Consider the following 13,754-nt stretch of genomic DNA (forward strand, 5'->3'; position numbering starts at 1 on the left):
TTAGATGGATCGCCTCAGTTGGTGCCGACGCCGATGACCTGGGCAATTGAGGCCTGATTGACCTCGACGCCCGCCTTCTGTTCGATGTCGCTCACATACTGGTTCAGGAGAGAATCCTGCAATTGCTGCGACAACTGGGTGCGCAGCTGGCGTACGTCCTGAGCCTCGGCGAAGAACGCGGCTGAATTGACCGCATCCACCTTGAGCACGAGGCGATTTGTGCCATCCGATGAAGGTGCCGCAGCCGTGATGCCGGAGGGGCCAGCAAACGCGGCAACAACAGCGTCCCGTCCAAGATCACCTTCGGAACCGGAGCGTCCGAGACCGGCGACGAATTTCACGTCCGTGCCAAGCTCTTCCGCCAGAGTTGCGAAGTCCGCGCCAGTTCTGGCGCGCTCGGCCAGGTCTGTTGCGAGTTCGGTCAGCCGCTTTTCCTCTTCGGCTGCTTTCCAGGCAGCAACAACCCGGTCACGGACTTCAGACAAATCGCGGTCACGAGAGGGTATAACCTTGGTGACCTCATACCAAAGGAAGCCACGATCACCGAGTTGCAACGGATCGTTCTCGACGCCGACATCGCTGTCGAAAGCACCTGCCAGGAGGCCATCGGCCTCCGGCAGAACAACGCTCGCCTCGTTCTCATCATTGCCCTGTGCGTCAAAAGCAGCCGGTGTGATGGTCTCGAGAGAGAATCGGGATGCGATTTCGGTGAGGCTTGCGCCGCCTGCACGGGCGTCTTCAATCTCATCGAGAAGGTCCAGAACTTCCCGTTCGGCCTGGTCCTGGGCGAGCTCCTCACGAATCTCGCCGGCGACTTCTTCAAGGGACTTGACGGATTCAGGTTCGACGTCAGCGACATTGACGATCACGGATGAAAAGCGGCCTTCAACCACCCCGCTTGTTTCGCCCTGCGCGAGGGAGAAAGCCGCATCGCCGATGGCTTCATCCAGAAAGTCCGACTTTGCCATCAGACCGAGGTTGACGTCATTGGCACCGAGCCCCTGTTCGGCCATCAGTTCATCGAATGTCATGCCGCCAGCAAGTTTTTCTGCAGCGGCTTTTTCATCGTCTTCATTTTGAAATGACATCTGGCGGACATCACGGCGCTCTGCCTGGAAATAATCGTCCTTGTTGCGATCATATTCGTCGGCGACGGCATCTTCACTGATGTCGTCCGGGCGCATGAGCTTGGTCGGCGACAATTCAAGGATCGCGATTTCGCGATATTCCGGAGCTTTGAAATTGTCTTTCTCGGCGTCGAAATAGGCGGTGAGATCAGTCTCGGACGGATCTTCAATTTCGCCAAGAAGAGCGGGTTCCAACAGCAGATAGCTCACATCACGTGTCTCTGCTTCGAAGGAATGAAGCGCCTCAAGGTACGTGATCGGCGTTGCCATGCCACCTGTCAGGCCTTCTGCGAGCTGCTGGCGTTCGGCAAGCTGGCGGCGCTCGACGACATATTCGTCTTCGGTCATGCCGTTGTTACGCAGGACCTGAGCGAGCTGAGAACGGTCATAGCCACCACTTGGGCGCTGAAATGCAGGATCCGCCTGAATGAGAGTTGCCAGCCTCTGATCGGAAACGCCGAGGTTCATGGACGTTGCTGTCTCATTCATGGCGGCTTCGGCGACCAGTTTTCCAAGGGTCTGCTGAGGAATGCCGAACTGCGCGCCCTCGACAGTGGAGAGCGGGCGTCCGATTTGGCGGCCCAGGTTGTTCAGATCCCGGCGATAGGCCCGGTCAAACGAAAACAGAGAGATCTCGGTCCCGCCGACCTTCGCGGCGACGTTCTGGCCGAAGCCCTGGAAAATATCTGCGACACCCCATACGGCAAAGCTCATGACGAGCAGTGCGATAAACAGTTTGGCAATCCAGGTGCCGGCGCCCTTGCGCAGCGCGTCGAGCATGTGTTCTCCCGTCCTTGTCCGGTCAGATGGCCTTGGTACTAAAGGCCCAATTTGCTTTTTGGCTCCCTTGCGGAGCGGGCGGATAATAGAGAGCCATGCCGAGCGCTGCAAGGCGGCCAGTCAAACATCCGCGAACCTTTTTTCGCGGCTTTAAATTTGCAAGTGCAGCGTGGTTTTGCGCTATAGAGCTTCGAATATTAGAAATTACGCCGTCAGGAGGACAAAAGGCATGTCGCAGACGATCAAGCCGCTGGTAGCCGGTAACTGGAAAATGAACGGCCTCAGGTCTCATCTTGATGTTGCATCCGAAATCGCAGACGGCATCTCATCCGAGTTGGCGGGCAAGGTCGATGCCATGATCTGCGCCCCAGCGACGCTTATTCAGCTTCTGGCGCAAACGACGAGTTCCACTGCGCTGCGGATTGGCGGTGAAGACTGTCACAGTGCCGAGAGCGGAGCTCATACAGGCGACATTTCAGCGGAAATGCTTGCAGATGCCGGGGCGACTGCCGTGATCGTCGGTCATTCTGAGCGTCGGACGGATCATGGTGAGGGCGACGCAACCGTCAAGGCGAAGGCAGAAGCTGCATGGCGAGCTGGTCTTGTCGCCATTGTTTGTGTCGGTGAGACAGAAGCAGAGCGCAAGGCGGGCAGGGCGGTTGACGTTGTCTCCGGGCAGCTGGCCGGGTCGCTTCCGGAAGGAGCAACCGCGGAGAACACGATTGTTGCCTATGAACCAGTGTGGGCCATCGGCACAGGCCTGACGCCGACCTCTGGGGATGTTGAGGAAATCCACCGCGAGATGCGTCAGGTGCTTACAAAGCGCCTTGGTTCTCATGGAGAGAGCATGCGGCTTCTCTACGGTGGTTCCGTGAAGCCTGGCAACGCGGCAGAGCTCATGGGCGTAGAGAACGTCGACGGTGCACTGGTTGGGGGCGCGAGCCTCAAGGCGGGCGACTTTCTCGGAATTTTGGCCGCCTATGCCTGATGGGGGCTGAAACTGCTGTCAGAAACACCCACATCAAGACTGGTACGGCCGCCAATAGTGGTGTAGAAGGCCGCCAATCTTAAACAAAAAGAATGGGCCACGATGGAAACCGTAGTCATCGTAATTCATCTCATGGTCGTGCTGGCACTTGTGCTGGTCGTCCTCCTGCAGCGCTCCGAAGGTGGTGGGCTCGGAATGGGCGGAGGTGGCGGAGGCGGACTGATGTCCAGCCGCGGCACAGCCAATGTTTTGACCCGCGCGACGGCGATTCTTGCTGTTGCGTTCTTTATCACGTCTCTCGGTTTGAGCCTGATCGCCAAGATGGGTGATCGTCCGGCGTCGGTTCTTGACGCTGTACCGACCAGCCAGGATCTTCCGAGTTCCGGTGAAGGGTCGACCGGAAACGGCATCCTTGATGCGCTTAAGCCGCAAGAAGAGGCGCCTTCGGGCCCGCAGGTGCCGGCCGCGCAATAAGCAGATGGATACCCGGTCCGACTGCTAAACTCGTATCGACATTATGCCCTGCGTCTCCCGCAGGGCATTTTTGTTGTGTCTAATCAAAACTCCCGTGTGGCCAAACGCCCCTCGGCAAAGATATGGTATTGCTCCATGGCGCGATACATTTTCATCACTGGCGGCGTGGTTTCCTCGCTTGGCAAAGGTTTGGCTTCCGCAGCCCTTGGAGCATTGCTTCAGGCGCGGGGCTACAAGGTTCGGCTTCGTAAGCTCGATCCCTATCTCAACGTCGATCCGGGCACTATGAGCCCGTATCAACACGGCGAATGCTTCGTAACGGACGATGGTGCAGAGACGGATCTGGACCTTGGACATTACGAACGCTTCACCGGCCGTCCTGCGAACAAACAGGACAACATTACAACTGGCCGGATCTATCAGAACATCATCGCCAAAGAGCGGCGCGGGGATTACCTCGGCGGCACGGTTCAGGTGATTCCTCATGTGACGGATGCCATCAAGGCATTCGTGCTTGATGGTAACGAAGACTATGATTTCGTTCTCGTCGAGATCGGCGGTACTGTTGGCGATATCGAAGGTCTTCCGTTCTTCGAGGCGATCCGCCAGCTGGGCAATGTCCTGCCGCGCGGTGACGTGGTTTATGTCCATCTGACCTTGATGCCGTATATTCCGGCCGCGGGCGAGATGAAGACAAAGCCGACGCAGCACTCGGTCAAGGAGCTTCGCTCTATCGGCATCCAGCCGGACATTCTGATGATTCGTTGCGATCGACAGATTCCCGAGTCGGAAAAACGCAAGCTTTCCCTGTTCTGTAATGTCCGTGAAAGCGCGGTCATCCCGGCCTATGACGTCAAGTCGATCTACGATGTGCCGATTGCCTATCATCAGGAAGGCCTTGACGACGAAGTGCTTTCAGCGTTCGGGATCAAGGGTGCGCCAGCACCTGTTCTGGACCGTTGGGAAGGTATTTCGGGCCGGGTTGCCAATCCCGAAGGCGAGGTCAACATCGCGATCGTTGGCAAGTACACCGTGTTGAAAGACGCCTACAAGTCGCTGATCGAGGCGCTTGTTCATGGCGGCATTGCCAACCAGGTCAAGGTCAACCTGCAATGGATCGAATCGGAGACCTTCGAGAAGGAAGACCCGTCACCTTACCTTGAGGGCGTCCACGGTATTCTGGTGCCCGGCGGGTTTGGTGAGCGTGGCGCAGAAGGCAAGATTGCTGCGGCTCAGTTCGCGCGCACGCGCAAGGTTCCCTATTTCGGGATTTGCTTTGGCATGCAGATGGCTGTCCTTGAGGCTGCACGCAACCTTGCGGGAATCACCGAGGCCAACTCGACAGAATTCGGCCCTGCGAAAGAGCCGGTTGTCGGCCTCATGACCGAGTGGACCCGCGGCAACGAAAAAGAAATTCGGAATCAGGATGGCGATCTCGGTGGTACCATGCGCCTTGGTGCCTATGCCGCAGCGCTCAAGCCTGGATCACGGATTGCCGAGATTTATGGCTCGACCGAGATTTCCGAGCGTCATCGCCACCGCTATGAAGTGAATATTGGCTATCGTGACAAGCTAGAGGCTTGCGGGCTGGTTTTTGCCGGAACGTCTCCCGATGGTGTCCTGCCGGAAACCGTCGAAATCGAGGAACACCCCTGGTACATAGGTGTTCAGTACCACCCGGAGTTGAAGTCACGTCCGTTTGAGCCGCATCCGCTGTTCGCGTCTTTCATCAAGGCCGCCATGGCGCAAAGCCGGATGGTCTGACCTTCTGAACTGCGGCAAGGGGAGTTTGTGATGGCTCGAGGTCTGGATCATGTCGTGGTGGCGGTGCGCGATTTGGACGCTGCCGCCAAGGCGTGGGCAGAGCTCGGCTTCACGGTCACCCCGGAAAACCGTCACGCTTGGGGAACCGCCAATCGGCTGGTTCAACTCGACGGGTTTTTCATTGAGATCCTCACGGTGGCGGATGAAAGCCTGATTGTGGAGGCATCAGAAGGCGACTTTTCCTTCGGCGCCTTCAATCGGAATTTTCTGAAAACGCGCCAGGGTGCGTCGATGCTGGTCGCAGAAGGCGTTGATCCTGACCAGGACAGAGCGGATTTTCAAAGACTTGGGCTGACCACCTATGCGCCCTTTTCCTTTGAGCGTGTGGCAAACTTCAAGGACGGTTCTACCGGCAAGGTTGGCTTTGATCTGACCTTCCTGACTGATCCGTTGATTCCCGATCTTGCCTTTTTTACCTGCCGAAACCGATATCCGGAGACGTTCTGGAACTCTGACTTTCAGCGCCACGACAATGGCGCGGCTGCAATCGGTGCCATCTACATGGTGGCGTCTGACCCTTCCGATCACCATGAGTTTCTGGGTGGTTTTACTGGCCAGCGGGAAATGCGGGCAACCAGCCTTGGGCTCGAGGTGCAGACCCCGCGCGGATTGATTTCGGTTCTCAATCCCGACGCCTATCGCCACCTTGTTGGCGATGCGGCTGCGAATGAAGTGACGTCCAGCTCCCCGCAGATTGCGGCAGTGGAGGTCGTTTGCGACGGTCTTGTGAGCCGAAAAGTGATTCCCGCGGATGAGGCCCTGGGGATTACTGCGATCCTGACGCCAGCTGTCTAGAGCTTGCGAGTTCTGGTCGGGCGTCCCCCGCTTTTCCTTCCTTAACGGAACAAGTTTTGCGACCGGCCGATAAGCGCTTGGCGTTGCGCCGAATTTGTCTGTAATCTGCATGTCAAAGAGTGAGCCGTAGTCTGAACAGGCGGCAGAACTCGTGACGGGAGATCAGACTGTATGCCCTTTCAGACGAAACCCAGACGTCTTGCGCGATTGTTGATTCTTTCCGGCGTCGCGTTCGCCCTCGCCAGCTGTAACGACAAGAGCGAAGAAACGGCCGCGCCGCCGCCTCCTTCCGTGACCGTCGCCGTCGTCCAATCGAAGGACATCCGTCAGAGCGAGAGCTTCGTAGGAGAAATTGCCGCGGTCGATCAGGTCGGGCTGGTGGCTCGGGTCAGTGGGTTCTTGGAAGAACAGCTCGTCAAGGACGGGGCGATCGTCAAAAAGGGCGATCTGATTTTCAAGATCGAGAAGCAGCAATACGAGGCCGCTCTGCAGTCCGCAAATGCGGATCTTGCCAGCGCCAAGGCTGATGCTGCCTTGAAGGCCGCGGACGAAAAACGCGACAAAGACCTTCTCGACAAGGGGCACGTTTCCGAGGCCGCCTACGAGTCCACACTTGCTCAGAAAGAGCAGGCAGAGGCGTCGGTTCTCTCAGCCGAGGCCGCGATTTCCCAGGCGAAGTTGGATCTGAGCTACACGGACGTGAAAGCTCCCTTCGATGGTCAGATCGGCAAGGCCGCCTACAGCGTCGGTGAGGTGGTTGGTCCGACCGCGGAGCCTCTCGCCACGCTCATTCGCCTGGCGCCGGTCTATGTGAATTTCTCGGTCAGCGAGGCGCAGTTCCTCAATGCGGTCAAGGAACATGGGATCGACCCCGTCGACCTCGACCCGGACAAGGCTCCCGATCTTAGCCTGGTCCTGCCGAACGGCGAGAAGTTCGATGAAACCGGTGAGATTGTTTTCATCGACAACAAGGTCGATAGCCAAACCGGCACCATTTCGTTTCGCGGCCAGTTCTCCAACACGTCCAACCGCCTTGTTTCAGGAACCTATGTCACGGTGATCATCGAGGCTCCGGTCGAAACCAAGGCCCTGACGATCCCGCAGGCCGCGGTTCAGCGTGATCAAAGGGGCAGCTTTGTTCTCGCCATCAGCGCTCAGGAACAGGTCGAACAGCGCTACGTTGAACTTGGCGCTCAGGTCGAGGGCGATTTCATCGTCACAAGCGGCCTACAGGAAGGTGAAAGGGTCATCGTTGAAGGCCTGCAGAAGGTGCGTCCCGGCGTGCCGGTGAATGCGGTTCTTGCGTCCAAACCGGTGGAGTAAGCGCGATGTTTTCTGCTTTCTTCATCTACCGGCCCAAGTTTGCCCTGGTCATCTCGCTCGTCATTACGATCGCCGGTATACTTGGGTATCTCGCCCTGCCAGTTGAACAATTCCCCAACATCACACCGCCGGTGGTCAGCGTTTCAGCGACCTATACGGGTGCAAATGCGGAAGTGCTCGAACAGACCGTGGCGGCGCCGATTGAGGCGCAGGTCAATGGTGTTGATGACATGATTTACATGTCGTCGACGAGCTCTGACAGCGGGAACTATTCGCTCAATGTGACCTTCGCGGTCGGGACCGATCCGGATATTGCGACGGTGAACGTTCAAAACCGGGTCAGTCAGGCGACGAGCCAGCTGCCAAGTGAAGTCACGGCCAACGGCGTTACCGTGCAGAAGGCCTCCACCAACATGCTGATGGTGGTGACGCTCTTCTCGCCCAAAGGGACCTACGACGAGGTCTTTCTGTCTAACTATGCCTCGATCAACCTGAAGGACGCACTTGCGCGCGTTGGTGGTGTCGGCAAGGCGGATGTTCTGACCGACTTTGCTTATGGCATGCGCGTCTGGCTGGATCCTGACCGGCTTGCAAGTCTCAACATGACGCCGACGGATTTCATTTCGGCCATCCAGGACCAGAACATTCAGGTCGCGGCTGGCCAGATTGGCGCTCCGCCCGTGCCTGAAGGGCAGCAGTTCCAATATACGATCAAGGCCAAAGGGCGCCTGGAAACCAAGGAAGACTTCGAGCAGATCGTCCTTCGCACGGGGGACGACGGCGCGATCGTCAAGGTCGGTGATGTAGCGCGGGTGGAACTTGGCGCACAGACCTATTCGGCGAGCGGAGAATTCAATGGGCAGCCATCGACCGTTCTGGCGATCTATCAGGCCCCGGGCGCCAATGCGCTTCAGGTCGCGGAAGGCGTGCAGGCGCGGCTTGATCAGTTGTCTCAGTCCTTTCCCGAGGACATGGAATATGATGTCCCTTTCAATACGACTGACTTCGTTGAGCAGTCCTTGAACGACGTGATCACCACGCTGCTGCTGACCTTTGTTCTCGTGGTCGCCGTTGTGTTCATGTTTCTTGCCAACTGGCGGGCCACGATCGTTCCGACCGTCGCCATTCCGGTCTCGTTGATCGGTACCTTTGCGGTGTTGATGCTCCTTGGAATGTCGCTGAACACGATCTCGCTCTTTGCTCTGGTGCTTGCAATCGGAATCGTGGTGGATGATGCGATTGTTGTCGTCGAGAACGTGGAACGCATCATTGCAGATGAAGGCCTTGATCCGCGGGAAGCGACCGCCAAGGCCATGGGACAGATCACCGGACCTGTGATCGCGACCACTCTTGTTCTGCTCGCGGTTTTTGTCCCCACGATTTTCATGCCCGGCATCACCGGTGAGCTCTATTCCCAGTTCGCCGTGACGATTTCGGTTTCGGTGGTGATCTCATCCATCAACGCACTGACACTTTCTCCAGCTCTGTGCGGGTTGATTCTCAAGCGGCGCACAGGCCCGCCAAAGGGACTGCTCGCGCTTTTCGACAGGGGGATTGGGTCGGTCCGTGACGGTTACACCCGCCTTGTGCGCAGACTGCTGAGAGTTGCCTTTGTCGGACTTGCTGCCATCGTCGGCGTGATCGCTCTGATCGTGTTTCTTGGCGGGCGCTTGCCGCAAGGGTTTCTGCCGCTGGAAGATCAAGGCTTCCTTATGGTCGACATTCAGTTGCCGGATGGAGCTTCACTCGGCCGTACTGAAAATATCACGGAACAGGTGGTCTCGACCGTGAAAGACCTGCCTGGCCTCCAAAGCGTGGTGGTCGTCAACGGCTTTTCAATTCTGAACGGCGGTCTTTCTTCCAACAGCGCGATGGTCATAACCACGATGACAGGTTGGGATGAGCGTCAGGAACCGGATTTGAAAATCAATGCGATCCTTGCCACCTTCTGGCAGAGATTTTCCCAGATATCCGGCGCGAACATCATCGCCTTCAACCCTCCGCCCATTCCAGGTCTTGGCACGACAGGCGGCGTCGAGATGATGGTGCAGCAAACAGGCGGCGGCACGCCCCAGGACTTGGCTGCGGCCATCGGGTCACTGGTCTATTCGGCCAACCAATTGCCGGATATCGCGCAGGCCTATTCGACCTACCGCTCCAATGTCCCGCAGATTTTCGTCGATCTAGATCGTGAGAAGGCGAAGACGCTCGGCATCAACGTTGCCGATGTTTTCACGACGCTTCAGGCTTATCTGGGCTCTTACTACGTCAATGACTTCAACATTTTCGGGCGTGTCTACAAGGTCATGATCCAGGCCGAGGGGCAGTTCCGCAACAGGGTTGAGGACATCGGGCGCCTTTATGTGCGTTCAACTGATGGGACGATGGTTCCCATGCGCTCGCTCGTGACAACTGAAAATGTCCTCGGGCCGCAAAGCTTGAAGAGATACAACATGTTCCGGGCGGCTTCGGTCAATGCGGAGCCTGCGGCGGGGGCCTCGACCGGTGTGGTCATCAACGGGATGGAAGCAGCGGCGGCAGAAGCCCTGCCACCTGGATACACCTTCGAGTGGACGGGAACAGCTCTCCAGCAGGAGGGGTCCGGCAACATTGTCATTTTCATTCTGATGTTGGCGATTCTTTTCGCCTATCTGTTTCTCGTGGCGCAATACGAGAGCTGGAGCATGCCCGTGGCGATCCTCATGTCGGTGACGGTGGCGCTTCTCGGCGCGTTCGTGGCTGTCTGGCTTTCCGGCGGCGATGTCAATCTCTACACGCAGATCGGGATGATCATGCTTGTAGGGCTGGGGGCGAAAAACGCGATTCTCATTGTCGAGTTTGCCATCGAGCAACGATCCTCGGGCAAGACCATCAAGGAGGCCGCCGAGGAAGCGGCCCACCTTCGCTTCCGCGCTGTGATGATGACGGCCCTGTCCTTCCTTCTTGGTGTGGTGCCCTTGATGACGGCTTCAAGCGCCGGTGCGGCGAGCCAGAAGGCCATTGGTTTCGCGGTCTTTGGCGGCATGTTCTTCGCAACGACCCTGGGAGTGATCCTGATCCCGGTGCTCTATGTCGTGATGCAGACCACGCGCGAAACCGTCAAAGGCTGGTTCGGGTGGAAACCGGAAAACGACACGCTGCCAGAGAGCGGGCATGGCGCCGCGCCGCAGGAAGGTTAGACCTTCGAAGGGTTTTTCAGCGAGACAAAAGAGCCGGCGGATTCGCCGGCTTTTTATTTGGGTAGTTGCATGTGCATATCACTACAGACGAGTTTGGCTGTGTAATATCAGGAGTAGTGCGTCGACAATTTACCCGTAAATATTCCTAGGTTAAAACAACCTAGGATTCTACCTATGATTATCAAGAATGAAATCGAGATCAATCGCGCAATTTCTTACTATAGGGAGGAAGTGGAAAGACATGGCCTCTTTGTAGAAGAGGAGCATGACTTTGAGCTTCTGGCGGAAATCTGTGCCCGGAGAGACGAACGGGAAGGCGTAAACCATTCCCTGACTGAACAATTCTCGCCGAAACTTTTCGACTTTTCGCCGGACAATGCCTTTTTTCTTCTGGTTCGTGATGCTGATGGTGAGGTTGCGTCGGTTCAGGGCGCGCGCCTTGATCATCTTTCCGGCATCTCTCTTGCTGGATTCTGGCAAACACAGCAACGGCGCATCTACTGTGATCCTTATCCGGATCAGGTGCCACAGCTCGGGCAGGCCCACTGTCCGGAGGCCTTCGAGATCACCGGGAAGTGCGTCTATCACGGGAACATGTGGTTGACGCCGGCGTGGAAGGGAAAACGGCTCGGCCAGCCCCTGTGCCGCCTTGGGCAACTTGTGGCCTACGCCAAGTGGCCGCTCGACTATATCTACTGCTTTATCGAGAGTGCCTTGGTCAGCAAGGGCTTTGCGGCCCATCAGGGCTATGCCCATATTTCTCCGACCGGGACAGACTGGATAAAGGCGCCTGAACATATTCACGGCGATGATTATTTGTGCTGGAATCGTCCACGCGATCTTGATCACCTGGCCCGGACAACCAACAAATCGGTTTCAAGGGCGCGGTCATACAGCCAATAACAAGATGGCCTCCGGCGGTCCGAATCGGAACGATCAGGCGCTCATAGAGGATTTCCATCCTCCGGCCGGCATCGTCTGCCGTGGTCGTCATTACGACGTCCAGGTTCGGTTCTCCGGAAATTGCAGCGTGATATCCCCGGGCACTGATTTGTTCCAGCCCCGTGTCCGGGGTCCTCGCCCGCAAGGCAACTTCCCGGGCCCAATCGGCCCCATAACAGGCTGCAATAAAAGATTCGGCTCCCACAGCGATAAGCTCCGGTGCGAAACCGGACCGTGCCCTGCCTTCGCTCAAGGTCATTCTGTCCTGGATGGTTGTGGCAAAGGCGGAAAGGCCGGGTCTGCCGGTGCCGACGTCGCGCCATTGGTGCCAAAACGCGGAGATTTCCGGCTGAACCAGCCCATGGACGATATGGTCCAGGCTGAGGGTCTCGATCGCGCTCAATGAAGGGCTCCTTTGGCTGCCCGTAATTTGTAGATGATTTTCCAGGCAATCAGGGCGGCGAGATCAAAGTCTTGCTCAGGTACGTCATGCAAGTGTTCCACACCGAGCGCGGACTTCAGGGAGTATTGCAGAACATCGGCACCGCCGTGTTTTTCAATCTCAGATGTGATCGCTGCCTGACGTTCCCGCCGCGTCAGAATTGTTGCCTTGTCGAGGATCCGCCTGATTTCCGGATCGTCCATAAAGCTCAAGATCGTTGCTCCCGAGTTCGCCTGGTTCGTCTGGTTGCCCTTGGGACGGTTCATTCGCCTTCTACACTAGGTCACGCCTGCGGCGCTGCTTCAAGCCTTTTGTAAAGGTGCAGTATCAACTCGGACAACGAGCCTGGATCGAGTACGAGGCCGGCAGTTTCAAGTGATTGTACCGCGGCCTGCGTGGCCTTGGCATGGAGTGCGCAATCAATCCGCGCTTCGTCCTTGCCGTTTGATGTCTCCGCGTGCTCTCCCGCCAATAGCCATTCGCTGGTGGTGGCCAGCGCGCGAGCAATCGATTCGACAGTCACGGAGCAGGGGAGTGCGTCAGGGTCTGCCCTCAAGACATCCCGGATGAGCTGCATAGAAGCGCCGATCGCCAAGACGGCTTCGCCGGGCGCGAGTGAGAGTTCCTCAAGCCTTCTGCAGATCCTTTTTTGCAGCGGTGATTGGTGGCGACGGATCACCTTGTCCAAGTGGGGGGGCTGGGCGCGCTTCTTCATAAGTCGGCATCCGATCCAACAGTGAACGTGTCACAAAAACTTTGCATATTTGGATGTTGTAGGCAACATTATGCACGCAGAAGGTGTGCCGAATCGTGATCATGAAAGTGATCAAACGTTTCATACTTTGTGCTGGCTGAGACGGGGAACATTTGAGAGATCTGCACCTTGGCTAAGGCTAATTCTGCCTTGCTGTGCGTATGTCGAGCAAATCGGTGGGTGCCGATTTGTGGATCACAGTCCCAGGGTTCAGTACTGTCTCTTACGAAGAACGGGAAGGTATATCAACGGGGAGATATATGGTGAGCCGACAGGGGTTCGAACCCTGGACCTACTGATTAAAAGTCAGTTGCTCTACCAGCTGAGCTATCGGCTCCCATTTGGGGTCTTCAGAACATTTAAGCGGTCTGGTGTCTCCCGCCGGCCTGCGCCGTGTTCCGAATGTGGCGTGTGTTTATGCTGAGCCGTTCGCAGTTTCAACCCCGAAAACGGAAAATTCCATGGATTAATCTGCAAGATGGAAGAAGGAAAGTGAAGTATTGTAAAAATGACGGATCTTTATCGTTAATAATAAGATAAATAATATAAATATTTATTCATCTTCTGGGTTTTTAATTATCACATAGATGATACGCCGTAGATCACGCTTCGCGATGGCGGTTATTTGCTGTATGATCTGAGCTCAATAACTGACGCGATACAAACTTCTAATATGCTCCCGCAGCCTGGAGGACATCACGTCTTGGGCTCGGCCCAAATATAATGCGAGGCTTTATGCACGACAGTTCAGCAGATCGTTCCGCCGGTACAATGGAACTTGAATTCATGAAGGGGCATATCGCTGCGACCATGACGCTGATTCAAGGTCTGATCGACCAGGGAACTGTCGACCGCGACAAGTTGGACGCATTTTTTGCCGGATTCGTTTGTCAACTACCTCACACTAGGGACACTCTCGGTCTACGCCTCGTCATAGATCAATGGCGTGAAGGTCTTCGCAGCGGTGAAGAAGACGGGGTTTTGCGCCAACGGCTGTTCGAGGTCATCAAAGGTGGGCGTCAGCCAGATTGAACTTCAAGTCGTTGAAGTTGAAAATTTTTGCACGCGTGTGATGATTTTTTAAAGAAATCGATCTTCTAGGGTTTCCCGGCGTAAATATTTTTGC

General features: G+C 56.5%; 11 protein-coding genes and 1 tRNA gene. 8 read left to right on the plus strand and 4 right to left on the minus strand.

What is annotated here, in order from left to right:
* Nucleotides 1-14: 14 nt before the first annotated feature.
* On the minus strand, nucleotides 15-1,907 hold the full coding sequence (locus ABJZ52_RS19825; protein WP_348192978.1) for a SurA N-terminal domain-containing protein: 1,893 nt from the start codon (nucleotides 1,905-1,907) through the stop codon (nucleotides 15-17).
* A 229-nt stretch (nucleotides 1,908-2,136) separates the two neighbouring features.
* On the opposite strand from ABJZ52_RS19825, the gene tpiA reads away from it, so the two are divergent.
* The 7 genes from tpiA to ABJZ52_RS19860 all read left to right on the plus strand — a co-directional run bounded on the left by tpiA (nucleotide 2,137) and on the right by ABJZ52_RS19860 (nucleotide 11,393).
* A complete protein-coding gene (gene tpiA / locus ABJZ52_RS19830) occupies nucleotides 2,137-2,895 on the plus strand; it encodes a triose-phosphate isomerase (protein ID WP_348192981.1) in 759 nt (252 codons plus the stop codon).
* A 102-nt stretch (nucleotides 2,896-2,997) separates the two neighbouring features.
* On the plus strand, nucleotides 2,998-3,369 hold the full coding sequence (gene secG / locus ABJZ52_RS19835; protein ID WP_348192984.1) for a preprotein translocase subunit SecG: 372 nt from the start codon (nucleotides 2,998-3,000) through the stop codon (nucleotides 3,367-3,369).
* Nucleotides 3,370-3,504: 135 nt separating this feature from the next.
* The gene (locus ABJZ52_RS19840) at nucleotides 3,505-5,133 is read left to right on the plus strand and encodes a CTP synthase (RefSeq protein WP_348192987.1); all 1,629 of its coding nucleotides are present in this window, start codon (nucleotides 3,505-3,507) and stop codon (nucleotides 5,131-5,133) included.
* A gap of 30 nt (nucleotides 5,134-5,163) precedes the next feature.
* Nucleotides 5,164-5,988 carry a VOC family protein gene (locus ABJZ52_RS19845; RefSeq protein WP_348192990.1) on the plus strand — a complete coding sequence of 275 codons (825 nt, stop codon included), beginning with the start codon at nucleotides 5,164-5,166 and terminating at the stop codon, nucleotides 5,986-5,988.
* Nucleotides 5,989-6,159: 171 nt separating this feature from the next.
* Nucleotides 6,160-7,311: an efflux RND transporter periplasmic adaptor subunit gene (locus tag ABJZ52_RS19850; protein ID WP_348192993.1), complete on the plus strand. Its 1,152-nt coding sequence runs from the start codon at nucleotides 6,160-6,162 to the stop codon at nucleotides 7,309-7,311.
* Nucleotides 7,312-7,316: 5 nt separating this feature from the next.
* Nucleotides 7,317-10,490 carry a multidrug efflux RND transporter permease subunit gene (locus ABJZ52_RS19855; RefSeq protein WP_348192996.1) on the plus strand — a complete coding sequence of 1,058 codons (3,174 nt, stop codon included), beginning with the start codon at nucleotides 7,317-7,319 and terminating at the stop codon, nucleotides 10,488-10,490.
* A gap of 174 nt (nucleotides 10,491-10,664) precedes the next feature.
* Entirely contained in the window at nucleotides 10,665-11,393 is a 729-nt protein-coding gene (locus ABJZ52_RS19860; protein ID WP_348192998.1) for a hypothetical protein, read from the plus strand.
* Between the two features lie 438 nt (nucleotides 11,394-11,831).
* Here ABJZ52_RS19860 and ABJZ52_RS19865 read toward each other — a convergent pair whose 3' ends face one another.
* The 3 genes from ABJZ52_RS19865 to ABJZ52_RS19875 form a co-directional block, all read right to left on the minus strand.
* Nucleotides 11,832-12,140 (minus strand): hypothetical protein, encoded by a 309-nt coding sequence (locus tag ABJZ52_RS19865; RefSeq protein ID WP_348193001.1) that lies wholly within the window; start codon nucleotides 12,138-12,140, stop codon nucleotides 11,832-11,834.
* Nucleotides 12,141-12,157: 17 nt separating this feature from the next.
* On the minus strand, nucleotides 12,158-12,589 hold the full coding sequence (locus tag ABJZ52_RS19870) for a hypothetical protein (RefSeq protein WP_348187316.1): 432 nt from the start codon (nucleotides 12,587-12,589) through the stop codon (nucleotides 12,158-12,160).
* Between the two features lie 300 nt (nucleotides 12,590-12,889).
* A tRNA-Lys gene (locus tag ABJZ52_RS19875) sits at nucleotides 12,890-12,965 on the minus strand.
* A gap of 398 nt (nucleotides 12,966-13,363) precedes the next feature.
* Here ABJZ52_RS19875 and ABJZ52_RS19880 point away from each other — a divergent pair.
* Nucleotides 13,364-13,660: a hypothetical protein gene (locus ABJZ52_RS19880; protein WP_348187314.1), complete on the plus strand. Its 297-nt coding sequence runs from the start codon at nucleotides 13,364-13,366 to the stop codon at nucleotides 13,658-13,660.
* Nucleotides 13,661-13,754: the final 94 nt, after the last annotated feature.

The organism is Roseibium sp. (genome assembly GCF_039982295.1).
Lineage (GTDB): Bacteria > Pseudomonadota > Alphaproteobacteria > Rhizobiales > Stappiaceae > Roseibium.

Excerpts from the sequence above, each read along its gene's own strand:
- ABJZ52_RS19825 (WP_348192978.1), bottom strand. The coding sequence starts at position 1,907 with ATGCTCGACGCGCTGCGCAAGGGCGCCGGCACCTGGATTGCCAAACTG.
- tpiA (WP_348192981.1), top strand. The coding sequence starts at position 2,137 with ATGTCGCAGACGATCAAGCCGCTGGTAGCCGGTAACTGGAAAATGAAC.
- secG (WP_348192984.1), top strand. The coding sequence starts at position 2,998 with ATGGAAACCGTAGTCATCGTAATTCATCTCATGGTCGTGCTGGCACTT.
- ABJZ52_RS19840 (WP_348192987.1), top strand. The coding sequence starts at position 3,505 with ATGGCGCGATACATTTTCATCACTGGCGGCGTGGTTTCCTCGCTTGGC.
- ABJZ52_RS19845 (WP_348192990.1), top strand. The coding sequence starts at position 5,164 with ATGGCTCGAGGTCTGGATCATGTCGTGGTGGCGGTGCGCGATTTGGAC.
- ABJZ52_RS19850 (WP_348192993.1), top strand. The coding sequence starts at position 6,160 with ATGCCCTTTCAGACGAAACCCAGACGTCTTGCGCGATTGTTGATTCTT.
- ABJZ52_RS19855 (WP_348192996.1), top strand. The coding sequence starts at position 7,317 with ATGTTTTCTGCTTTCTTCATCTACCGGCCCAAGTTTGCCCTGGTCATC.
- ABJZ52_RS19860 (WP_348192998.1), top strand. The coding sequence starts at position 10,665 with ATGATTATCAAGAATGAAATCGAGATCAATCGCGCAATTTCTTACTAT.
- ABJZ52_RS19865 (WP_348193001.1), bottom strand. The coding sequence starts at position 12,140 with ATGAACCGTCCCAAGGGCAACCAGACGAACCAGGCGAACTCGGGAGCA.
- ABJZ52_RS19870 (WP_348187316.1), bottom strand. The coding sequence starts at position 12,589 with ATGAAGAAGCGCGCCCAGCCCCCCCACTTGGACAAGGTGATCCGTCGC.
- ABJZ52_RS19880 (WP_348187314.1), top strand. The coding sequence starts at position 13,364 with ATGCACGACAGTTCAGCAGATCGTTCCGCCGGTACAATGGAACTTGAA.